This is a genomic window from Mycobacterium heidelbergense (assembly GCF_050205645.1).
Lineage (GTDB): Bacteria > Actinomycetota > Actinomycetes > Mycobacteriales > Mycobacteriaceae > Mycobacterium > Mycobacterium heidelbergense_A.
The window spans coordinates 1-21,960 of sequence record NZ_JBNMQT010000037.1 but is presented as its reverse complement, the minus strand read 5'-3'; the positions used below and the strand labels follow the sequence as shown (position 1 = coordinate 21,960).

Annotated in this window: 22 protein-coding genes and 1 pseudogene; 9 read left to right on the top strand and 14 right to left on the bottom strand. The window is 61.9% G+C overall.

The genetic code is table 11. The annotated features are described in order from the left end of the window. The 4 genes from ACQI5H_RS23835 to ACQI5H_RS23820 form a co-directional block, all read right to left on the bottom strand. On the bottom strand, positions 1-213 hold a 213-nt coding region (locus ACQI5H_RS23835), incomplete at its 3' end, for a hypothetical protein (protein ID WP_427081756.1). A gap of 183 nt (positions 214-396) precedes the next feature. Next, positions 397-1,344, bottom strand: a complete 948-nt coding sequence (locus ACQI5H_RS23830; protein ID WP_427081755.1) for a phosphotriesterase — start codon at positions 1,342-1,344, stop codon at positions 397-399. Beyond that, positions 1,341-2,000 carry a cysteine hydrolase family protein gene (locus ACQI5H_RS23825; protein WP_427081760.1) on the bottom strand — a complete coding sequence of 220 codons (660 nt, stop codon included), beginning with the start codon at positions 1,998-2,000 and terminating at the stop codon, positions 1,341-1,343. Before ACQI5H_RS23825 ends, ACQI5H_RS23830 begins: the two co-directional genes overlap by 4 nt. 31 nt (positions 2,001-2,031) lie before the next feature. Then, on the bottom strand, positions 2,032-2,886 hold the full coding sequence (locus tag ACQI5H_RS23820; RefSeq protein ID WP_427081754.1) for an AraC family transcriptional regulator: 855 nt from the start codon (positions 2,884-2,886) through the stop codon (positions 2,032-2,034). Between the two features lie 273 nt (positions 2,887-3,159). On the opposite strand from ACQI5H_RS23820, the gene ACQI5H_RS23815 reads away from it, so the two are divergent. Both ACQI5H_RS23815 and ACQI5H_RS23810 read left to right on the top strand, forming a co-directional pair. Then, positions 3,160-3,879, top strand: a complete 720-nt coding sequence (locus tag ACQI5H_RS23815) for a cutinase family protein (protein WP_427081759.1) — start codon at positions 3,160-3,162, stop codon at positions 3,877-3,879. Positions 3,880-3,896: 17 nt separating this feature from the next. Then, positions 3,897-4,157: pseudogene (locus ACQI5H_RS23810) on the top strand (transposase); the annotation flags it as partial. A 21-nt stretch (positions 4,158-4,178) separates the two neighbouring features. Here the strand turns inward: ACQI5H_RS23810 and ACQI5H_RS23805 are convergent. The 3 genes from ACQI5H_RS23805 to ACQI5H_RS23795 form a co-directional block, all read right to left on the bottom strand. Next, a complete protein-coding gene (locus ACQI5H_RS23805) occupies positions 4,179-4,640 on the bottom strand; it encodes a hypothetical protein (protein WP_427081753.1) in 462 nt (153 codons plus the stop codon). A gap of 90 nt (positions 4,641-4,730) precedes the next feature. Beyond that, complete coding sequence (locus tag ACQI5H_RS23800; RefSeq protein WP_427081752.1) at positions 4,731-4,916, bottom strand: hypothetical protein; 186 nt, start codon at positions 4,914-4,916, stop codon at positions 4,731-4,733. A gap of 277 nt (positions 4,917-5,193) precedes the next feature. Then, complete coding sequence (locus ACQI5H_RS23795) at positions 5,194-6,105, bottom strand: hypothetical protein (RefSeq protein WP_427081751.1); 912 nt, start codon at positions 6,103-6,105, stop codon at positions 5,194-5,196. A gap of 1,321 nt (positions 6,106-7,426) precedes the next feature. Between ACQI5H_RS23795 and ACQI5H_RS23790 the strand changes: the two genes are divergently transcribed. Beyond that, complete coding sequence (locus tag ACQI5H_RS23790; RefSeq protein ID WP_427081750.1) at positions 7,427-7,891, top strand: hypothetical protein; 465 nt, start codon at positions 7,427-7,429, stop codon at positions 7,889-7,891. 30 nt (positions 7,892-7,921) lie between these two features. Further along, the gene (locus tag ACQI5H_RS23785; protein WP_427081749.1) at positions 7,922-8,203 is read left to right on the top strand and encodes a hypothetical protein; all 282 of its coding nucleotides are present in this window, start codon (positions 7,922-7,924) and stop codon (positions 8,201-8,203) included. Between the two features lie 102 nt (positions 8,204-8,305). Here the strand turns inward: ACQI5H_RS23785 and ACQI5H_RS23780 are convergent, their stop codons facing one another. The 7 genes from ACQI5H_RS23780 to ACQI5H_RS23750 form a co-directional block, all read right to left on the bottom strand. Beyond that, positions 8,306-8,773 (bottom strand): RDD family protein, encoded by a 468-nt coding sequence (locus ACQI5H_RS23780; RefSeq protein ID WP_427081758.1) that lies wholly within the window; start codon positions 8,771-8,773, stop codon positions 8,306-8,308. Positions 8,774-8,898: 125 nt separating this feature from the next. Continuing rightward, a complete protein-coding gene (locus tag ACQI5H_RS23775; protein WP_427081748.1) occupies positions 8,899-9,693 on the bottom strand; it encodes a hypothetical protein in 795 nt (264 codons plus the stop codon). A 20-nt stretch (positions 9,694-9,713) separates the two neighbouring features. Continuing rightward, positions 9,714-10,271: a hypothetical protein gene (locus ACQI5H_RS23770; protein ID WP_427081747.1), complete on the bottom strand. Its 558-nt coding sequence runs from the start codon at positions 10,269-10,271 to the stop codon at positions 9,714-9,716. A gap of 267 nt (positions 10,272-10,538) precedes the next feature. Further along, positions 10,539-11,411, bottom strand: coding sequence for a hypothetical protein (locus ACQI5H_RS23765; protein ID WP_427081746.1), 873 nt, complete (start codon positions 11,409-11,411; stop codon positions 10,539-10,541). Positions 11,412-11,421: 10 nt separating this feature from the next. After that, on the bottom strand, positions 11,422-13,326 hold the full coding sequence (locus tag ACQI5H_RS23760; RefSeq protein WP_427081745.1) for a type IV secretory system conjugative DNA transfer family protein: 1,905 nt from the start codon (positions 13,324-13,326) through the stop codon (positions 11,422-11,424). A gap of 1,374 nt (positions 13,327-14,700) precedes the next feature. Beyond that, entirely contained in the window at positions 14,701-15,753 is a 1,053-nt protein-coding gene (locus ACQI5H_RS23755; protein WP_427081744.1) for a hypothetical protein, read from the bottom strand. A 48-nt stretch (positions 15,754-15,801) separates the two neighbouring features. Next, positions 15,802-18,333, bottom strand: a complete 2,532-nt coding sequence (locus tag ACQI5H_RS23750; RefSeq protein WP_427081743.1) for an AAA family ATPase — start codon at positions 18,331-18,333, stop codon at positions 15,802-15,804. Between the two features lie 358 nt (positions 18,334-18,691). On the opposite strand from ACQI5H_RS23750, the gene ACQI5H_RS23745 reads away from it, so the two are divergent. The 5 genes from ACQI5H_RS23745 to ACQI5H_RS23725 form a co-directional block, all read left to right on the top strand. After that, complete coding sequence (locus ACQI5H_RS23745) at positions 18,692-18,943, top strand: FitA-like ribbon-helix-helix domain-containing protein (protein WP_427081742.1); 252 nt, start codon at positions 18,692-18,694, stop codon at positions 18,941-18,943. Then, positions 18,940-19,356 carry a type II toxin-antitoxin system VapC family toxin gene (locus ACQI5H_RS23740; protein WP_427081741.1) on the top strand — a complete coding sequence of 139 codons (417 nt, stop codon included), beginning with the start codon at positions 18,940-18,942 and terminating at the stop codon, positions 19,354-19,356. The genes ACQI5H_RS23745 and ACQI5H_RS23740 overlap by 4 nt, the downstream gene beginning before the upstream one ends. Position 19,357: 1 nt before the next feature. Next, entirely contained in the window at positions 19,358-21,139 is a 1,782-nt protein-coding gene (locus ACQI5H_RS23735) for a serine/threonine-protein kinase PknH/PknJ (RefSeq protein ID WP_427081740.1), read from the top strand. Further along, positions 21,136-21,852, top strand: a complete 717-nt coding sequence (locus tag ACQI5H_RS23730; protein WP_427081739.1) for a sensor domain-containing protein — start codon at positions 21,136-21,138, stop codon at positions 21,850-21,852. Before ACQI5H_RS23735 ends, ACQI5H_RS23730 begins: the two co-directional genes overlap by 4 nt. Next, positions 21,849-21,960 (top strand): hypothetical protein (locus ACQI5H_RS23725; protein ID WP_427081757.1); only part of this gene is annotated, 112 nt, incomplete at its 3' end. The genes ACQI5H_RS23730 and ACQI5H_RS23725, both read left to right, overlap by 4 nt.

The following is a 21,960-nucleotide window of genomic DNA, read 5'->3' as shown; positions in this document are numbered from 1 at the left end:
ATTCTGAGCGCTTTGGAACAGTTGACCTTTCGCAGCCAGATAACCGTGCGCGCCCCCCGCGAACGCCGACCCGAATTCGCCGTGCTCCCACAATGTCCCGCGGCTTGCCAAATCACAACGCAGCTCATCAAACACACGCAGCACACAGCGCTGCAACCCCGAAACCTCGGCTGCGGCAAGCCCCAACAGCCCCGGATCGACTTCAAGATCCATGAGATCAAGGGTGGCGGACAGGATCAGTCAGGTCGATATATCCGTCCACCATGATTCTTGAGGAACAAACGGGTCCGGTTCGGTTGCCACGAACAGCCCGGTGGCCGCGGTGCGTTTCTCGAGTTGTCGGTGCAGCATTGCGATGGGTCGTGCCTGGGCTGATGCCGGCCCAAACCGTAGTGCCTAACCGCGCCACGCGAACGCACGGCCTGGATTTATTGCCAAGATTGCGTGCATGGCCTCTTGGCCGGCGCGCCGAGCCAGCGAGGCGGCGGTGCCGTTGAGCAGGGCCGCTGGACCAGGGCTGCCGAAGGGGTCTTTGCGGTCGGCGGTAGGGGTGTCGGCGCCCAGGAGGAGCCGATGGCTATACCCGGCGTCGAGCATCGCACAGATCAAGTCGCCGAGCCGCCAGTCGGTGGGGTGGGTGTCGCGGCGGGGGCCGTCGTAGGCGAGGTAGGCGCCAGCGGCGGCCAACTCGGCGTGCAGCCGGAAGTCTGGATTGCGGGCGAGATGCCCCAATATCACGTGGTCAGGTGGCACGCCAGCAGTATCGAGCGCGGCCAGCACCTCCGGCCCATGGGTACCTAGTTCAAGGTGGACACAAATAGGCGCGCCGGTGGCCCGGTTGGCGGCCGCGGCTGCGGCCAGTGCCCGACGTTCGTGCTTGTCGGTACCGTGATAGCCGGCCGCCACTTTGATTATGCCGGCGCGCACTGGCTGGGTCGGGCATGCCTGGCCATTGTCGCTGCGCATGCCCACCGTGAGTTCCTCGGTGAAGAGTGCGGCAAGGTCATCCGAGTCAAGAGACGAAGGCCAATGCGCGTCGCCTTGCGTCGTGGTGTAGTGGCGTGCCTGATGCAGGCCGGTGGCGGCGATGATGTGGATGCGCGCCTGCTGAGCGATTGTGGGCAGCCATTCTCCGTGACGGCCCATGCCCGGAGGGGTCCACTGCACGAGCGTTTGCCCGCCGGCCATCTTGAAGTCTCGCGCCAGGGTCACCGCTGCGGACCGCGTGCTCAGTGGCGTGCCAGGAATCGCACGGGTTTCCAGCAGCAGATGGTCATGCGCGTCGGTCACACCCAGATCGCCGGGAGATAGGTCGCCGCAGACGGTGCGTATCAGCCCCGTCATAGGTTGGCTTGAGCGGCGTCGGTGAGCAGTTTTGCGATGGCGGCGGCGGAAAGGCAGCTGACGCCGATCCCTGTCATCTCAGAAAGGGCGTGGTGGCGGAAGCCCGATGTGGCGTCCCGGGCGATCACGAGCCGATAGTCGCGGGCGCTGGCGTCGTAGATCGTTGCCCGTGGGCAGTTGGGGTAGTTGCATCCGGCAACGACGAGCGTACTCACGTCGAGGTCATCGAGGTGTCCTCGCAGCGACGTCTGGTAGAACGCGCTCCATCGGGGCTTGTAGATGATGTACTCCCGATCGCCAACCGACTGGGCCTGGCCCGACAACAGCAGGCCAGCATCTAACGCCGCGGCGTCTTCCGGGCACAAACCGTCTGCCAGCCGCGATCCCGGTGAGTGCGGGACAACCAAGCGGTTGCCGGCGGCAATGAGTGACCGGCGGCAGACGTCAGCGTTGCTGCCGTCACGCAGATAGAGGCGCACCATGTGCACGATGGGTCGGCCAGCGTCTCGGAATGCGTGCGCGAGTGCGGCCACTGCGGCGACGATCTGCTCGGTGCCCGGCACCGCGTGTGGGCCGGACACAAAGTCGGCCTGCATGTCGATTGTAAGTAAAGCGGCTCGGCCGAACTCTGGGCGAGTGTGGTCATCTGCGGTTATCGAAGATCTTGCGTCTGTCACCCTGCGGACGCTACGGGCGTGTGGCGGCGCGGTCTTGTACGTTATTGCGCGCACGCCCGACTCGCGCGAATTGCCCAGGCGTGGCGGCGAATGCGCGGCGGAAATGGCGGTGCAGATGGGCCTGGTCATGAAATCCGCTGTCGGCCGCCGCCCGACCCACGCTGTGGCCGGCGGTCAGCAGCTGCTGGGCATGGCGCAGGCGCAGCGCCAGCAGATAGCCGTGGGGCGTTACCCCGGTAGCTGCGCGGAACGCGCGGACCAGAGCAAATCGTGGCAGCCCGATCAGCCCGGCCAGCTCCTCCAGGCGCGGCGTGCGGGTGATGTCGTCAGCCAGATACCGCTGGACTGTGCGGAGTGCGCCCGGCAACAGCTCGCGCGGCTCGACCGGCCCGCGTGCCGAGTGTCGCGAAAGCAGCAGCCCTAAGGCTTGAAGTATCTGTTCGATGGCCAGTAGCGGCGAGTTCGCTGGGTCCCACTGCAGTCGGTGCACCTGTGCCAGGCGCCGGGCCAGCTCGGGGTCATATGGGTTCGCAACCGGAAACGTCGGGTTTTGGCCGCTGATCTCGGCCAGCAGCTCGGGCGGCACGTAGAAGACCCGATAATCCCACCCCTCCGGTCCGGCAGGCCGGCCGGCATGGACGACGTCCGCATCCAACAGCAGCAAACCCCCGCTACCGGTACGCTCCTCGGCACCTCGATAGCGCACAGCCTCTACCCCGCGAGTGGGAACCGCGATCGCATACTCGCTGTGCACATGCGGGACGAACCGATGTGACCGAAACGACGCTGTCACCAGGCGCACATCCTTGGCCCCCTGTGCATACCGATGCTCGACCCAGTCCACCAGTGGCCGTTTCCCTCTCATGCCCAGGTCCTATTCATCCCTATCCAGTGTCATGGCCAAGCCGTACCACGGTAGCCCCTGCAGCTTCCCCCGCCATGCGAGCGATCATCCGTGGCCGCAGAGGTGTCACACGATGGGGCCGCGAGTTGCGTCGAAGGTGGTACACGATGTATCGTACGCTGATACAGCCTGTATCATCGATAACAATCAAGAACCTTCCAGGGCGGTTAGGTCGTCGCAATGAGCACCATTGAATGGCATCAAGCGCTGTGGTCACGCGGGCTTAGAAACAAAATGATCCTGCGTCATATCGCTCGTTTGATCTCTGTCGCGGTGTTCACGACGGCGGCGACATTGGGCGCACCGATCGAGACCCCTTCTGTATCGGCTGCTCCCTGTGCTGACGTGGATGTGGTATTCGCCCGCGGCACCGGCGAGCCAGCTGGCATTGGCCAAATCGGGCAGGCATTCGTGGATGCCCTGCGTCTCAAGGTGGGCGGAAAATCGTTAGCCGTGTACGCAGTCAACTACCCGGCGACGCTAGATTTCCCAACGGCGATAGACGGCGTCAATGACGCTGGTAACCACGTTGAGCAGATGGCTGTGACCTGCCCAGACACCAAGATGGTGCTAGGTGGTTTTTCACAAGGCGCGGCTGTCATGGGATTTGTTACCTCGGCGGCAATTCCAGATGGAGCGCCGCCGGACGCACCCAAGCCAATGCCGCGTGATGTGGCCGACCACGTCGCTGCGATCACCCTGTTCGGGATGCCGTCGAGTGCTTTCATGAATTCGATCGCTGCGCCGCCGATCGTCATCGGACCGCTATATCTGCCCAAGACCACCGAGTTGTGCGCTCCGGGCGATCCGGTGTGCTCCCACGGGGGAGACTGGGGCGCACACAACGAATATGCGAACGACGGAATGGTTAATCAGGCAGCAACTTTCGCCGCGCTTCACCTCGCTTCAAATGGCTCCGCCAACTGGCAGCAGATGAGCAGAAACCACGGCTAAAGCGGTTATGTCACAAGCGTGACTGCCGCCGCCGCGGTATGACGGCACCGCCGCTGGCAATTGGTGATGGTGCGCTGGGATTCCGGAAGGCGCTGCGCGAGGTGTTCCCGGCCACCCGTGAACAGCGTTGCTGGTGGCACAAGCAGACCAATGTCCTTGCTGCGCTGCCGAAGTCGGCGCACCCGAGTGCGCTCGCAGCGATGAAGGCGATCTACAACGCAGAGGACATCGACCACGCCCAGACTGCAATCAAGGCGTTCGAGCTGGACTACCGCGCGCCGACCACGTTGCGGTGTCACTCAGGGCGCTGGCTCCCAGACTGCGTCGAATTCAGCCCAGACGACCACGATGGAGCCGCCAATAAGCTGGATTTCGTGGCGACAGCCGCGTTCATGCGGCAACGTCTCGTCGAGTTGGACCGGCCCGAAATGATGGGAGGCGACGTTGAGCTGGGTGACTTCCTGGTACGTGATGGTCAAGCCGACCGGCGCGATCTGGTTCCACTCGAACCGGGCTGTGATCGCCAACTGGTCGTTCTTGGGCGACAGGCCCATCGAAACCAGCTTGAGGTCTTTGACACAACGATCTCCCACAAAGTCGTAGTGGTCCGAGTCGGTGACGAACCGAGCTGCACCCGGCGGCAACTGAGGCGCAAGTTCCGGCAAGCGGTCCATGTAGCCAGTAGGGTCCAGCGAGTACCCGGTGTTGGTTCGCTCGATCTTGACGAATCTCATGCAAGCATTCTGGATTTCGCTATCCAAGAACGCTTCATGGCCATGGCCCCATATGACCGAACCACAGGTTTTAACAATATCTCCCGCCCGTCTGCGGGGCATGTATCCGTGGCAGGATCAGACGAGCAAACCGGCCTCAGGAGCCGGCACGCGCTCCAAGCTCAACGTGTAGCCGTCGATCTCGTGGACTATGCCGATATGTCCGATAACCTCGGCTACGGTCCGCACGTTGGCGCATGGATATGTGATCGCCGGCACACCTGGCCGGGTAAACGTCACGTCATAAATCATGCCGTTGCTCATGGGATATCCAACCTCTCTTGTGGCGGCTCGTCGAGGACCCGTCATCTGAGTTATCGCGTAGATGACCAGTCCACGCTTCACGTCTTTCGCTGACCTCGACTTCGTTCGAAGCCACTAACGTAATGATACATGCTGTATCAGAAAGGCAATGCCTGAATCCGCGCCGACAGCGACTCGCGATTGCAGGGCATGACGAGCCGCTACTTTGATGGCTGAAATCGGCTCGACGAGGACGAAGGTGGTCACGGTGGATTCGGTGGGCAACCCTACCGACGGGCTACGGTACGTCGTCGGTCTGTTCTGCAATGTCTTCCATCACCTTCTGAAAATCCGGTGAAACGTGAAGTCCGAGGCTTTCGTAAGATTCTTCGACGACTGCCGCGAGGTGAATCATTTCGTCATGCCACCAGTAGACCGAGGAACTGAGAGGGTTCGGCCGTTGGGCGTGCGCTATGGCGGCCGTTTGCGCCAATGTGCCGACGGTGACAAAGGCGTCCGTTCCGTTGAGCGGGTGAACATAGATCATGCCTTCGCAGGGCACAACGAACGCGGCTCCCCAGCGGCCGGCGACGGGGTATGCGCCAAGCCAGCGAATGTGTGCACTGGCGTAGTCTGACGAGCCGTGGAGTCCGATGATCGTTTCTCCGGAATCGTTGTCGATATCGGTGACCTCCAGGAGCCCATCACCGCGGGTGTTGGCCTCCGCGAGGTCGAATAACTCGGGTTCTTCAACCGGCCACCGGGACAGATGGTCGTGGGTGACCGGGACAATCGTATTGACCTGGTCGAGCACCACCCGCTGAACTAGACCTGGCGCGAGGATTCGAGATACGACAGGTGCGAAGCCGACTTGCATGTTCTCCGGGTAGATCCGTGTCCTGATCAATGGCCGAAGCTGCTCGAAGTTGTCTGTATCCAGCGGTGTTTCAGTCGCGAGGTCGATCGCGCTCAGCAAAGTGCTCAAGTGATCTGTCACTAGGGCGTGCCACTGATCCTGTGGTTCGCCGGCCACTTTGCGGTACAGGTTCTCCAGGTTCAGCATCCAACCGGATAGTCCGTTGCCGGACAGCTCCACTTGGTCAGCGGAAACTTTGCAGAAGTAACCTAGTCCTGCGCTTACCCTGACGACCATCGCAGCCAGGCGTTGACGGTTGTCGGTCTCTGTGGATCCCTCGATCCCGTAACTCACATGAATCTCCCGACTTGATACATTATGTATCAAGTCACCATATCAGGCCGCTATGGCCAATCATGCGCTGGACGAAACGCCGTGTGCGCGCGACACCCGTTGGTGATGGACCGGCTGCAACTCGTCGCCGCAGGCGAGCCACACCGTATATCTTTGGCGCGTACGTCGGGCGCATCGCTCCGGTAGCCGCAAGTACCCTCACAGATGCGGGTTGGTCGATGATGGGGTCGGGGTCGAGGCTCGACCGAACCCTTCATCCGCGACTAACCTACGGCGACATGACGCCCTCCGCGGCCCGAATGCTCAATCGGATAGCCGACGAGATCGATGCCGCAGACGTGGCGACCACCTGAAGGAATGTGGGCATTATCAGCGGCTTACTTTGTTTCGGTGGTGTGAAAGACAGATAGCCGTCTGAGCCAAGTCGGATCCGAGCTGGGTTAGCGGCGACGGTGGCCTCATCCGAAGTTCATGGATAATCACGATTATCCATGAGATGTGCCGGAGAATGCTGGCGCAACCTAATTGGGCAGTACGCGTCACAGTGACGAATCGGCCAGATAAGCCCGCAAGCGTCAACGCGCCGAAACAATTGCCGTCCCAATGTGTTTCGTGTCGGCAACGAACGGGCAGCTTCAATCGGTCTTCCTGACGATCACTGACGCCCGCGGTGGGTGCGGACGCGTTCTGGCGCTCCATATGACGTCGCGATGGCGCCGGCCCGGGTAGTTGACCATAATCTCTATTATAGGTGAAATAGCCAGCGCGACAACATATCTCAGCCAGTCCGTCCTTAACGTATAGCCGGATAGCCGGACGCGTATTTTTCCTCACTGGATCTGCGCGCCGGTTTGTTCTTGCCGCCACCCGCCGAGACCTGACCGCGATGACGGACTCGGAGTGACGGCACCCCAAGCTCGCCGCTAGCTCCGAAACCGGCGATCCCCGACCTGACTCCCGTCGTGGATGTATTACGTCACAGTGACGAAATGGTTGGTTCTGGCTGGATCTCTGCATAGGGGCCGGGACCGGTGAATCGGCCTCCCGTGCACCGACTTCCGCGTCTGGAGGGCTGTCATCGACAAGATTTCGAAAATAGCAACAATCCACGGCAGGCTGTACCGGAAACAGGTTCACCATCATTACCAAAATGGACTGCGAAACCACAAGACGAATAAGCCCGCGTTTGACTCCGCAACTTGATTCACGCGGAATAAATTCCACGATTGTCGTTGACACCGAGACTTCTGGCTTAAGATAGCTCGATCAATTACTGCCTTGGATAGGCCTTGGCCGCAGTTTGGCACCGTTGGGAGGATTCGTGGATCTTAGTTCTAGTGGCGCGTGCCGCCATCTGGTCGGTCGTGTCATTCTTTTTTTGCTGACTACGATGGCTTTGTCTGCTGTTCTACTTGCGAGCACTGCCAACGCCGCACCGCCGGCAACGACCGACCCGGTCGTTGGGACCTGGAACGTGACGTACGGGGCACCGGCAACGGTCACGATGACTCTCGCCGGCCGTCTATACACTGAGACAGCGAAGAGCCCGGTGCGGGTCACCGGTGGTTCCTGCGATCTGCCGGCTGGCACGGTCATCGCGACGTTCACGCAAACCGGCGCGGGTACGTATTCCGGACAGCACGGCATGTGGTGGACGAATAACTGCGCGTTTGCCCATTGGGCTGACTTCGCCGTAAATCTGAGCAGCGACGGAAACACGTTGACCGGAAACCTTGCGCACGGTTCCGAGATCCTGACCTTCACCAAGGTCCAGAACAGCACGTAGCCTGTCGCCGCCGCGGCGTACCATCAGCTCATGGGAGAGCTGCTCCTGTGGCTGATAGTCGGCACGTTTTTGCTGCTTTTAGTCAAGGCGCTATGGCCGTTCGTGCTCGTGATGGGGGCGGTGTACTTGCTGGCCGTACTGTTCAAGAGGGCGCGGCGGAATGCGCGCGCCAGGCTGGACGCTCAGCAGGCGGAAAACGCGCGTTTGATCGCTAACGCTGATAGGGAGCACGCTTTGGTGATGGCGGGAGACGAAGCCGGTGTCTACGGTCAATATCCGCCCGCTCTGCGGTCAATAGTCTGGCGGCATTGACTATTCGCCTAGGCGATACCGGCGCTACTGGCCGCGGCATCCCATGTCAACAATCGAACTTTCGCCGCTGATGGCGTTTCCAGCAAATGTGTTTTGACGGGCTCAGTCCTCGATCACCTGCGTGCCGCCGGCCAGTTCGTCATGCCTGCCCTGTTTGGTGGGGCTGTTGTTGATAGTGACGGCGATGAAGATGCTGGCAGCAACCATGAGCGCCACACCGAGGAAGGGGATGGCCATCAATAGCAAGAACGAATTCCGAATCACTGACTGTTTGAGGTTCGGTTTGCGGGCTCCGCCCGGGCCTTGCACGCGGAAACCGACCAGCTTTTTGCCCGGCGTCCGACCCCGCAGCGTTTCGAAGAACACGAAGTAGCCGAAGATCATGACGCCCGAACCCACGCTTCCAAGGACCAAGTGATTTGTGGCGCCTTCAGTATTCTCTGCCCCTTCCACACCCAACATGACGAGGTAGAAAAAGTCCATCGCGATGACCACAATCCCGGCCAAGATCACGTCGATCGACCGGGCTATTGCGCGTTGTACGAGTCCAGCGGGCGGCCGGGCCCGAATTTGTGGTTGAGATCTCGGAGGGGCGAGCCCACCGAACTCCGACCCCCCGAGGGCTGGCGGCGGAACAGGCGGAGCGCCCTGGGGCTGCTGAAAGTATTGTCTGTTCGGGTCGAACTCACCCGATGTCATTCCCATTGTCTCCTAACTTCCGGTGTCGGGGCTGATTTAACGTCTCGCGACGGTGCCTCGCGGGCCGGCTCAGTCCTGGCGAGTCCGGCAACGGCGGCCTCCGCCTTTTCAGCGAGGATATTTTTCTGTGCATCGACACGAGCCGCCATTAGCTCCTCTTGCTTTCCGGCGGGTTCGGTTTTGATCCGCTCCCGGAAGGCCACGTTGGTCTTCTCCATCTCTGCGGCCAGCGATTCGATCTCCTTGGCTTCGCCTTCCGCCTGGTGGCGGACATCGGCGGGCGTTCGATCGGAGCGCTCATCGAGTTGAGCGATGGCCAAGTCGCCGCTCTCTCTGATCTTTTCCGCAAGCTGCCGGCCGGCCTCGGAAATCCGCTCGGTAGGATCCTCCCCCGGCCGAATCTCCGTTGCCAAGCGTGTTTCGAAGGCCTTGGTTGCGATGTCCTCCTCGATGCCCTCACGCTGCTCCTCGCGCTTCTTAAGCGCCTCCCCAGGCGCCTCAAGGGCCTCCCCGATTTCTTTGAAAGCATCTGCAAGTTCTTGGTTTTCTGCTGTCCTATCTTCTTTCAGGACCTCGCCCTTTGTCACTTGCTGGATCTCGTCCAGCCGCTGGGCTTCTAGCGCCAGCTCGTTTGTTTCTTGTATATACAAGAATGCCGGGTTGTCAGTGCCCATGTACTGCTGACTCTGCTGCAATGGGTTGTAGCCAAGGCGCAGATCGGTTTCCAACATATGGGCCTCGATATCTAGGTAACCGGTCATGAGAATTGATGCGAAATTGATGAGGTCCATCACACCTATCGTGGGTTTGCTCATCGCACGGTTGCCTCAAGCTGGATGACTTCGTTTCTGACCAGCATCGGGAGTCGGGCGGTTAGCGCCTCGATGCACGGCGCGCCATCACGAGGGCGGGAGGCATCCACTGCCTCGCACACGATTGAGATGGGCCTAAGGCGGTCGCACAGTATCAGGATCCGGAAAAGGCATGCGTCAACGTGCAATCGAGCGTTGTTGCGGCCAAGCACGAGGAACATCGGGCTAACCTCGGTGCCATTACCCACGCATTCGCCGAGTAGGCGGAGAGATAGCCGCCCGACGCGCTGCTCTATCTCTGGTCCTTCTTCGAGGAGTAGTTCGGCATCTGCCAGGGCCTGTATGCCCTCTGCGGCATTTGTGATGCCATGAGCAGTTGCCCAGGAAATCAATTCACCAGCCTGGGGAGCCGCTGCTGCGGTACGCCACAGGCGATAGAGACTAAGGTCGAGGTGAATCAGCTTGTCGCCGGAGCGAATGATCCCTGAGCCATCAGGAATTCCGTCGAGGCCCGAATTAACGCCTCCTGGAATGCCTACCGGTAGTAGCCAACCCACGCTCGGCGTCCTTCGGTGGTCCGGCTATGGCAACGGTCGTGCATGAGTGCCCGTCCTGCAGGCCGGCTGGCGCCGCTGCTTTAGTCTGTGGATCACGACGCCACAATCACAGGATGGCCATCAATATAAAGAAAGCGACAATCGCGAGAGACACGACCGTTACCACCCCTATGGGGGTCTGAAGAAAAGGCTTTTGTCCTTGGAACTCAGGCGGAGAGCCTTTGGGTTGCTCAAAGTACTGTCTGTTCGGATCGAACTCGCCCATCGTCATTGTGGTTGTCTCCAAATCTCCTGTGTTCGTTCTGGTTTAAGGTCCAACGACGGGGCCTCGAGCGCCAGCTCGGTCCTCATGATGTCGGTCACGCTGGCTATCGCATCTATCGCATCCTGAGCGAGCATCTCCAGCTGTTTGCCGACACGTTCTGCTATCAGCTTCTTGTCCTGAGTCCGTTTCTCGGCGAAGTCTTGGCTCGTCTCCTGCATCTGGGCCGCCCGTGATTCGATCTTTTCGGCACCTTCCGCCGCCTTCTGTCGCGCGTCGTCCGATCGATCGGAATAGTCGTCGCGGACGATGGCATCGATTAGGTCGGGAATTTGCTTCACCTGGTCCGAAAGCGCTTGGCCGACATCGCGGAGTGTATCGATAACGCTTATACCCGTCTTTTCGGCAATGCCGAGAACCGAATTCGCGAACCTGGCTAATTCGTTTCCGTCCATCGGCCCACGGAGCGTCCGGCTGACGAGGTCGAAGACCGCGGCCGCGCCAATAACCGCCCCGCCGATGGGATCCTCGACGGGCGTTGCGTGCCAGGATAATTCCTGGCGATCCGCATACCCCACCATCGTGACGCCGACGTCCCCTACCTTATTCACAGCTTCCAAGAGACTGGACAATTCTTCGTTCTTCGTGAAGTCGGATCCGGCCGTCTCAGGCGCGCCCGGTTTCGTCCGAGCGTCATTGATCACCTTGTCCAACACGGCAATCTCCGCGCTCAGTGTTGCACGCGCGGCACGTGCTAATGCTTCGGCATGTTGGGGCCCAGGATTTCCTGGCAACGGATTACGAGGCATTGAAGTAAGGCGGTCGGCGAGCTCGCCGCGCAGGGTTTCCAACTCGGTAAGGTCGACGCCTCGCTCCACTGCAGCGCTCCTATGTCATCGCCATGCGCCGAGCGAATTCGGGGTTCTGGAACGCAAAGTCCTTTGAAACACGCGCTGGCCGAGACCCGGTCGCGAGGACAATCTGCGCGTCTCGGAACCCCGGCCCTGCCAAATCGTGTGGTTCGACAAGTCGGCGGCGTGAATTGTCCTGCAGCGACTCGACATAACCGAGCTCATCGGAGATCCGTTCCGCCAGCCCGTCAGCTCCGCTCGGGTTCATGTAGATGCGCACCGCACACGACCCAAGCATGCCCTCGGCATTCTCGTAGGCGGTCTTCAGTTGACCCACGCTCTGGGCGAACATCCACAGACGAAGCCCGTACTTTCGGCCGATGTTGAGCGCCTCGTCCACCGGAGGCATCGTCCGGAGCCGGGGCAGCTCGTCGAGCATGAACAGAATCGGTGGCGAGCCGCGAGGAGGCACCGGACCGCCGGTGAGCGTGCGGATGTGTTGGCCGATGAACACCCGCAGCAGCGAAAGGTACGCCTCCACCTCGTTGGGCCGCATGTAGATGTAGACGGTCGGATTTGACCCGTCCCGAAGATCGAGTGGATTCCAATCCGAGCGCGCCGTCGCTCGCGAAACCCGTTCCCCGGTCCACGCTGTAAGGCTTGAACGTGCAGTCTGCAGCACACTGCTGAGCGTCTTTTCATTCATCGACGACAGGGCGTTGGCGTGCTGGGTCATCACGTGCATATCGGTAGCGGTCCGGAGCCCGTCGATCATCCGGTCCCAGGGCTCCCCACCGAACAGCACATCGAGCACGTCGTGCATGGGTCGTTGGTCGGGCTCGCTCAAGTAGCAGGCGTTGGCAATCGCTGCGGTGAGCACCGTGCGTGCCTCGTTCTCCCAGAACGGGTCAGAAGCATTCAGAGACGGCACAACCATCATCTCAGCGAGAAGGCGGGAGTCCTCCCAGAGATAGTCACGATCGCTGCGAACGAAGGTGAGTGGGTTGTACTTGTGGCTGTCCTCGGGCTCCAAGGGGCTGAACTTGAACACCGGACCAACATTTGCGGCTCTCCACCCTGCGGTGTGCTCATAGATGTCACCGGAGATGTCTAGTACGACGGCCGGGCCCGGCCACGACAGCAGGTTGGGGTAGACGTTGCAGGCGGTTTTACCCGATCCTGGCGGCGCGATCGTGACTACTGATCCCTCACCCGAGTAGGTAAGCGGGGTTCCGTCCTTCAGCGTCCCAATGTGCACGGCGTAGTCGCTTTGCGGGACGAAGGGAGATTTCGCGATATCAGAACCCCGGATCCAGTTCACATCCCCCGACGGCGACGTCTGGCTGGCAAACGGCTCCAACTGCTCACGGAGTGTGGGATGCAGATCAGAGCGCTGCAGGATCTGCCTAAGCTGCTGCTGCAGCTGGTTGGCTATCTGGTTGACCGTCATCTGATTTTGCTGTACGGCCCATGGGACCGCTGACTGCCCACCGGACCACGCATCGCCCTGCACGATATATGATGAGTTTTCCTCGGTGCCTTTCCCGTCGCCCCAGATGAGTGCGGTCCGGCATTTTCGGTAAAAATACTCCCTACCCTCATAAACGCTGTTCAGGATCTCAGCCAGCTTGAGATACGTGCGCTCTCGGAAGTCCATCGACGCCAAGCTGCGGCTCACCATAAAATACACATAACCGGTGTGGTGGACGTCCTTCACGAGTGGGCCGATCTGCGCATGGATCGTAGTTTTCCAGGACGCGTCCACCACCAAACTGGACCACATCGTCGCCGATCGCTCTGCGAACAGCTCTTCGATCCGCTCCACCCGACTGTTATGGTCGGGACCGAGCCAGGCAATCCAGTTCGCCGCGTCCGCGTCAGCCCTCTGCCGGGCTAGCGCGAAACCCCGCCGGTTTGAGGCTTCGTTTTCGACTCGCACCATAGTCCGCTCCCGCAGGTTGGCGTTTCGGGGCTGATCGCCGGCACGAGTTAGCCGACCCCGTCAACGACGCGAACAGTGTACTGATAAACCAGCTTCGGGATCAGCGTTTTTGGGATTTTGTTTGGGAATTTGCGAGCGGAGACTTTCTCATGGATAGGGCGCGCGAGGATCTCGAATCGCTGAGCGACGTAGCTACGACACGCCCGAAAGCTACAGCGCAAATGCACAAAGCCACAGCGCGCATGCACCGAATGCGGTGACTAGTCTCAAGCCGGGACGTTCAGATGGACCGATCGGTATCCTGCCCGCCAGCTGAGGCCATGGGCCATCACACTGCTCGGACTATGGGGCACGGAGCGCCGTGGATTCGCTCAGTCAGCCGGATGACTTTTGGCCGGGTACGCCGACACCACCAACCGAGTGGCGACTAACGGCTTGGCTGAGCTCCGACCATAGGTTTCGGGACAAATTGAATGAAGCGAAGCCCAGAGCTACTTCTAGCGCCTGACGGCTAGTGGCCCGGAAATTCCGGTGAACCCCCAGGCGGGCCAACGATCTCGCCGGCGTCTTTGCGTTTCGCATGCGTGTAGGAGCTGGCACGTGTGGTCGTTCAGCGAAACGCAATGGAATGCGTTGGTGCACTACGCCTTTTAGGCGCCGAATCGTCACAGTGACGTATCGATTATGTGCCTGCGCAACCGGCTAACGTGGGCCACCTCATCGAAGATCTTGGGCAGCTCACCATCCGAGGCTGGGCGGACCACCACTCGGCTGGTACAGATAGCTGCCGTCGATATCTATTTGGGTTGCTTGCGCGGTGGTGGGCGCGTTGGGTCCCGGCGGCACTGGTTGGGCGTGTGGTGTGTCTCTGGCGCCGGTGGTTCCGGCAGGCCTGCAGATAGCTTCGTACCCACACCGATTAAGTCTTTGCGTATCACAAATTGCCAGAAATGGTGCAACTAACTCTCCAAACGTATCGCATCCCCGTTACGGTCACAGTCCCTTTCGACGTGCTGTGCGGCACCGAAGGCTGTTTTGGACAGTAGATTACAGGCATTCACATCTTTCTTGTCGAAAACAAAGCCAGCTAGGCCTTTGCGGTTACGCTGACGCAGCTCCTATCGCACGGGTTTGCCGCGCAGCACGTGGCTGGCCAACCCACCGGCGGGTCAACACCGCCCGTTCTGATGTCGCGCGGCGCCGCGGATTCGACTGATCGGTCAACACCAACTCGCACTTGTCGCACACGCCCTGTTACCAGTTAGTAAATGAAAGATCCTGGCATGAAAACGTTTTCGCATCGCTTTGCCTGTCCTGCGGAATGTCTAATGTGGGCGGACGCCCGTAACAATGCGACAGCAGGGCGCAATGTCGTCAGCTCACCTGGAACGCGTTCTCAGTACCGGGCAGGCTTCGCGCGGTGAACGACATCCGCTGGCCCTCGAACTGGCCAAATCTGAACTTCATGCTGTCGATACGGTAGGCACCGGTCGCTATGGAATCGTTGAGACGAACCGATTCGCCGACGCCGAACGGTTCGTCGCCATCGTAATCGAAGCTCACCTGCGGTCCGTCCAGCTCAAGCTCGATGGGCTCGATCACCGGAATGTCACCGCGAACAACTAGCTGCCCGTGAACGTTAACCAACGCACGGTCGATCAGATCGTCGATGACGTCGAAGGCGTCGGCCATCTCTTTCGGTCGACCTTCTAGATCAGCAATGACCTCAGCGACACGTTCCTGGCGATAGGCGTTGCGCCGTTCGTTGCGCGCATCTTCGTACTCGTTGACCAGACGGGGGTTCAACAGCACCCCGACGCGATGCCGAGCGGCGTCCAGGACTTCTCGATCCTGGTCGGTCAACGCTGCGGCGAGATCGGCATAGCGTTGCCACTCGGCCGAGTCGATCAACGCCGCCACCAAATTCTGTGCACTGCTGTGGACTTCGTGTTCAGCGAGACGGAGCAGGTCTGCGACGGAAGGTGGGGTCGGTTCTGCCTGCAGGCTCGCCTGCAAAACTGGTTGGGCCCAGGGCACCCGCAGCGAGAACTCGCGCGATCGGCGATAGCCGCGCGGAGAGAATTGCGGCACGGGGATAGCGGGGTACAGCGGAAGCCGGCTACGCACCCACCCCACGGTCGACTCCACCGCGTGCCCGAGCGGCGCGATCTGCTGCAGGTAGCCGCGCACCTCGTCAGTGAGCTGAACCGAAGGCGTTTGCTGGGCCAGCTGCTCCCACGTGCTTGTCCACAATGGCGTTTCAGTCAGCACGCCCACGCCGCCCTGCAGATGCCTCAGTGCCTCGGTGACGACGTCCTCGCTGTTATTACGGGCGGGATGGCGCGCCAGGAACGTGTCGACCACTGGGCTGGCCGACCACGTTACGGCTAGCGCCTGCACCGCAGGCCAGATGTCGTCAGTCGCCATCGCTCACCCGTTGCCTATCAACACTTTTGGTCAGCAGTGCACCATCGATCATAGCCAGGTTCTGCCCACCATCGCATTGATGATCTGCCGCAGGTCTTGCGATGCGCTCTGCGCTGCGCCGGTGGTCACGAACGAGTCCACGCTGCCACGACCGGTCCACGCCGCGGGGTCGGACAATTCACCGACGAGGACTTCCTCGCCGGTCGTGAGTTCTGCGCGTTCACGAAACCACACGCCGCGGTCTCGTTCCTCGTCAACGTGGTGTTGGGAGATTGCGAACTGGATCCGCTGCGTCGCTGCCTCGGTCAATGCATCGGCATCAGGACCTGCGAGTTCCATCAGCGCGGACAATTCGCTGCGATGGTGCAGCAGTGCCTGGGAATGCGCCGCAAGCAGCGCGCACGACTCCTCCACGGTGCGCGGCACCGCCACCCCTGAGAGCGCGGGCGGTGTGAGATGTTGGTCGAGCCACCGGTGCCAGATGCGGATCGCGACCGTCAGTGGTCCTTGACCCTCGCCGAGTCGGAACGTCCAGCCCGACTCCATGACGGCTTTCTCGGGCGCTGCAGCGCCCAGCCACCCTTCGATGCCGGCGCCGACCGTCACCAGCACCCGTCCGTCGGCGTCCTCCCAATAGGCGACGGTCGGCAAGCACGACACCTTATCGTCGTCAGCAGGAGCGGCCCGGGCTTCGGCGGTGGGCAACAGTTGATCAAGGTGTCGCTTGGTCTCGTCGAGCCAGCTCGCCTCAGGCGAGCGCCGCTCGTAGGGAACGACATTGACCGCGGTGAACGGTAGGTCACGGGTGAGCAGGTGGGCCAGTCGAACGCTCACCCCGGACAACTGGGCCAGAAAGCGCGCGCGTGCTCGATCATGTTCGCCGAAACGGGCCGGCAGGTCCGCCAGCGACCTGCTCAGCGCCACGCCTGCGAGGAAATCGGCAAAAGAATCGTGGAACGGACGAACCGTATCGAATGGTGCCGAACGGACGAGTCCTGTCTCGGAACCGAATTCGCGCAGACGCCGCACTGTCACGCAGTGGCCCGCGTCGCTGAGTTGTTCCGCGGCCTCCTCCAGTAGCGCAACCCAGTCGAGGGTGTCACAGTAGCGCTTCTGCGCGTCGAGGAGCTTGGCGTAGGCCATGCCGAGGCCGACCACGAGGACGCTGGCATCGGGATAGCCGCACTGTTCGGCAAGGTCCGAAATCACCGTCTGGAAGATCGTGGCCGGGCTGGACAGATTGCTTTGCAGTGCAATCGCCTTGGCTCCCAGCAGCAGCATCAGCGGATTGGTCGCCACATCCTGCATGGCATGACCGACCTGACGGACAAGCCACCGCGCAAGACCGGTCTCAAGCTGATAAAAGCTCTCGACGATTTGACACTGCTCATCTTCAGACATTGGACACACCACGAGGTCGGTCGCCGCAACGGAGCGGGTCAGCATGGCGCGCATCGCGGTGACTCCACGCCCGACGAGCACCAGTTCGGCACGCTGGGTCGCCGTCAGAAACTGCTTGAGCTCTTTCTCAAGCGTCTCGCGCGTCTCGACCGGGATCTCGGTAACTCCGTCGATGGCGATGGCAACCTCGGGGTCTGCGAGGGCGGCGGTTCCGACCGCGGGATGGGCACCGATGTAGGTGTGCCGATTGAGCCCAGCTGCGATCAGCGCTTCAAGGCGGCCGGCGATGTAATCCTCGGCATTGGCCGTGATCACCACGACACCGTGCTCGGCGGCACGGCGTTGCATGTCCAGAACGACCGTGGACTTGCCGCTACCGGACGCCCCGGCCAGCAGCCGCACCGCACCAGGTTCTGCCCAATGCTCCAGAAGCTGTGGTGTGGCCGCCGATCCGGTACCGATCGCCACGTCCGGACGGCAGGCCAGCTGAACCGAGTGTGCGTCGGTGCGGGCGAGGACTGAAGCGCAGAAATCCCTCTTGAGGGCGTCGTCCCACTGTTTGGTCGGAATCCGGTCCTGCGGTGTTGCCAGTAACTGCAGAACTTCGTCGCGGGTGATGATGCGGGCGTTCTCGTCGAGTAGGCCGCTGCGTTCGGTGATCATGTTGACCAGCTCGAGCACAACCCAGCGGCCGCGCTCCTCGGCTTCAGCTTCGCTGGTCACGTTGAGCAGTAGTGCCCGTGCGCGGATTTGTGCACCGCTGATGAGGTCGGCGTAGGCCAGCTCTTCGGCTCGAATAGACGCTCGGGTCAGCGAATCGTCGCTGACGGCGATATCTCCCGTCTTGCCCGCGATGAGCTGGCGGACATCGTGCAGGTCGCCGGAGGACGCCTTCTCCAGCGCATCGCGCACTTTCAGGCCCGTCCGGCCGAGGCGCCCATCGGTGACGAATTCGTAGGTGGCCATGGGGTGGTCGGCGGCCAGACCCGACCACCGAGCCAGTTCGTCGATGAGTTCTTGCTGCCCCCAGGTGTTACCTTGGTTACGCCGCTTGAACTGAAAGCCCTTGACGAGTTTTCCATCTAGTGAACGGATTTCGACATCGACGATGTCATTTTCGGCTTCGACCCGGATGGCGTACAGGCTGGGGTCCGCGGCGAGGGCAAGTGCCTGCTGCACAGCTTGAGCGTGTTGATAAGCAAACCCAGCCGACGCGTCCACGCCACCCATACGGTTCTGCCCTCTTCCTCGGATATCGCCTTGGCCACCCCTCTGATCCTATTGCCGACATCGTGTCGACAACCGTGCCCGCACGTGCAGGTCGTTACACCCGAGTTGCTCGACGCGATCCCGCACTTCGCCACGACGGTCACGCTCCCGCCGCGAGCAACTTAGCCCCTTATCGGCGCAGGGCATTCCTGGATCTGAGGTCCAGCGATCAACCACTTGGCGGGACGAACGTTGGCTGGCCGAATTCGGCTGGCAAATCGATGGTGAGGTCAACGCCGTCAAAAACGATATCATGATAGCATCGCTTATGGCCCAGATTCTTATCCGCCAACTTGAGGACGACACCAAGGCCAAGCTGCAGCGACTAGCACGTCAACATGGGCGCAGCACCGAGGAAGAAGCACGCGAGATCTTACGCAACGCAGTCCGCAACGTCGATAATCCGCCCGGGCGGCTCGGGTCCCGTATAGCGTCGCGCTTCAAAGGCGTGGGCCTGACCGAGGACATACCCGAACTGCGGGGACAGCCCGTCCAGCCGGCGCAGTTCGGCGGACCATGATCCTGCTCGACACCAATGTGCTCTCCGCGCTGATGCAAGAGACACCCGATCCGGCTGTCGTGGAATGGCTCGATCATCAGCCCGCCGAATCAATCTGGACGACATCGGTAACAGTATTCGAGATACGCACTGGCATTGACCTTTTGAGACCCAGCCGCCGACGCAAGCGACTCGACGAGATCTTTTCGCAACTCCTAGATGAGGACCTCGATGGTCGTGTGCAGTCCTTCGATCTGACGGCTGCGCTTGCTGCCGGAACCATCGCCGCCGCCCGACAACGCGTTGGGCGTGCGGTGGAAATTCGTGATGTGCAGATCGCCGGCATCGCCGCGTCCCGGCACGCAACGGTGGCTACCCGCAATACCCGCCACTTCGACGGAACGGGCGTCGACCTGGTCAACCCTTGGGACTGACGTGAGCGCCACACTGCAGATTGGTTCGGTGTTTGCGGGGTATCGGGTGGAGCGGGTGTTGGGTTCTGGGGGGATGGGGACGGTGTATTTGGCGCGGGATCCCGATTTGCCGCGCAGTGATGCGGTCAAGGTGCTTTCGGGAGAGCTCTCGCGTGATCCGGCGTTTCGGGCTCGGTTTGTGCGGGAGGCCGATGTGGCGGCGGGGTTGGATCATCCCAATATCGTGGCGATTCGCCGGCGCGGGGAGTTCGAGGGCCAGTTGTGGATTGCGATGCAGTTCATCGATGGCCCTGATGCGGAATCGGTGTTGCGGGCGGGTGCGATGAGCCCGGCGCGGGCGGTGCACATCGTTACCGAGGTGGCCAAGGCGCTCGACTATGCCCACGCGCGCAATGTGGTGCACCGCGATGTCAAGCCGGCGAACTTTCTGTTGTCGCAGACGGCGGGCGCCGAGGAGCGGGTGATGTTGGCCGACTTCGGTATTGCGCGTGCTCTCGATGATGCGGCCGGGTTGACCGGGTCTGGGGTGGTGTTGGCCACGGTGGCCTATGCCGCGCCCGAGGTGTTGGCCGGCGCCGCGTTTGATGGGTGCGCGGATTTGTATTCGTTGGGGTGCACGCTTTTTCGGATGCTCACCGGCAAGCCACCCTTTTCGGCGGCGGGCGGGCCCGCGGCGGTGATGATGGCCCATCTGCAGGCGCCGGCGCCCAAAGTCACCGATCACATGCCCACGCTGCCGGGCGGGCTGGATCAGGTGATCGCTACCGCGATGGCCAAAGATCCCGCCCGCCGGTTCGCCTCGGCGCGCCAGCTGGCGGCCGCGGCCGCCGCGGCGCTGGCCCAGCGCAACGCGGGCATGACCGCACCGTGGCAACCGATCCCGTCCGCTGAGGTCATCTCCTACCCGCACAGCCCCGCCGGGGGGCCCTCCCCTTGGTGGCAGCGCAGCGGGCCGCGCACCCAGCTGCCGCCGCCCGGGCCACCGCTACACGCCGGTGCTCCCCCACCCCTGATCGGGCCGCCGCCACGACCCAGGCCGCGGCGGCGCTGGGCCATCGCGCTCATCGCCACCGCCGCCGTGCTGGCCGCGATCACCACCACCACCCTCACCCTGGCCACCCGCCACAGCAACGACACCACCACCACAACCACCACCACACCACCCCCCACCACCACACCCACCGTGGCGTCGCCCGCGCCCGCCTACCAGTCCGCCTTGGCCGGGCTCCTGCTATCGACCGACGAAATTGGTGCCATCATGGGCAGCCCGACCATGGTCGTCGCGTATACCGGTGACCAGCAGCTCGACGACTCCAACGCCTTTGGCGGTAACCAAATGTGCGCGGGCGCATGGACACCCGCACAGCAGATCGCCTATTCGGCCGCCGGACGCCAACCCTTGGCCGTGCAATCCGTCCACGCTCCTGGAAAGGACGGATACCAACTCGGCGTCGTGCAGGCGGTGACAGCGCTCGTCAACCCCGACGAGGCCCGCAAGTTCTTCGACTCCCAGGCGCGCCTATGGGATCAATGCTCCAACGAATCCTTCACGCTCACCGCGCTCTATGACCCCAACATGTCCTGGAAGCTCGGGCAGGCAACCAACAACGGCGGTACGCTGACCCTCCCGATGACCTACACCCACGACGGCCCCAAGTCATGTCAGCACGCCCTGACCATCCGCGCCAACATCGTCATCGACGTCAGCGCATGCGGCCCCGCCATCACCGACCAAGGCGCGGCCATCGCCGCCAAAATCGCCGCGAAAATCGGCCAGCCATGACCCAGCCCGTCGTCAAACCACCGCGCCGCCGCGCCGGCGCCGCGGCATCGCTCGCCGCTGTCGTCTCGGTATCGAGCGGGTGCACCACCATCACCGCCGGCAGTCCTCAGCGCGACCCCGCTCCTCCCCCACCGCTACCCGTCAGCGCCCTCGAGCAGCTGATGCCCTCCACCAGCCAGCTTGCCGACATCATGGAAGCCCCACAGTTCGCCGTGGCCGGCACCTCCCACGAAATGGAGCCGGTCGCCGATGACCTGCTGTCCGACAAAAGTTGCTACGGGGCCGTGTTCGGCGCCCTCGAGCCGGGCTACCGCGACAGCGGCTACACCGGCATCTACGAACAGCGCGCATCAGACCCGGGCGACATCAACCGACGCACCTCCGTCGCGGTAGTCGCATTCCCCGGCGCCCCGCAAGCCACACAGCATTTCCAACAGGAAAAGACAGGATGGCAAGCCTGCGCCGGCAAAACCGTGACCGTCAAAGTCACTGGCCAAACGGTGAACTGGACGCTGCGGCCCCCCGAGGAAGTCAACGGTGTGGCAGTGGAGCTACGCCTCGCCGAAGGCCAACGAGGATACGGATGCTCGCACGCCCTGACCGCGGCCAACAACATCATCATCGACGTAGTCGCCTGCAGCGACGACTCCACCCGTCTCAACGAGCACGCCGCCGCCATCGTGAACGCCGTCCGACCGAAAATCCCACTATGAGCGCCACACTGCAGATTGGTTCGGTGTTTGCGGGGTATCGGGTGGAGCGGGTGTTGGGTTCTGGGGGGATGGGGACGGTGTATTTGGCGCGGGATCCCGATTTGCCGC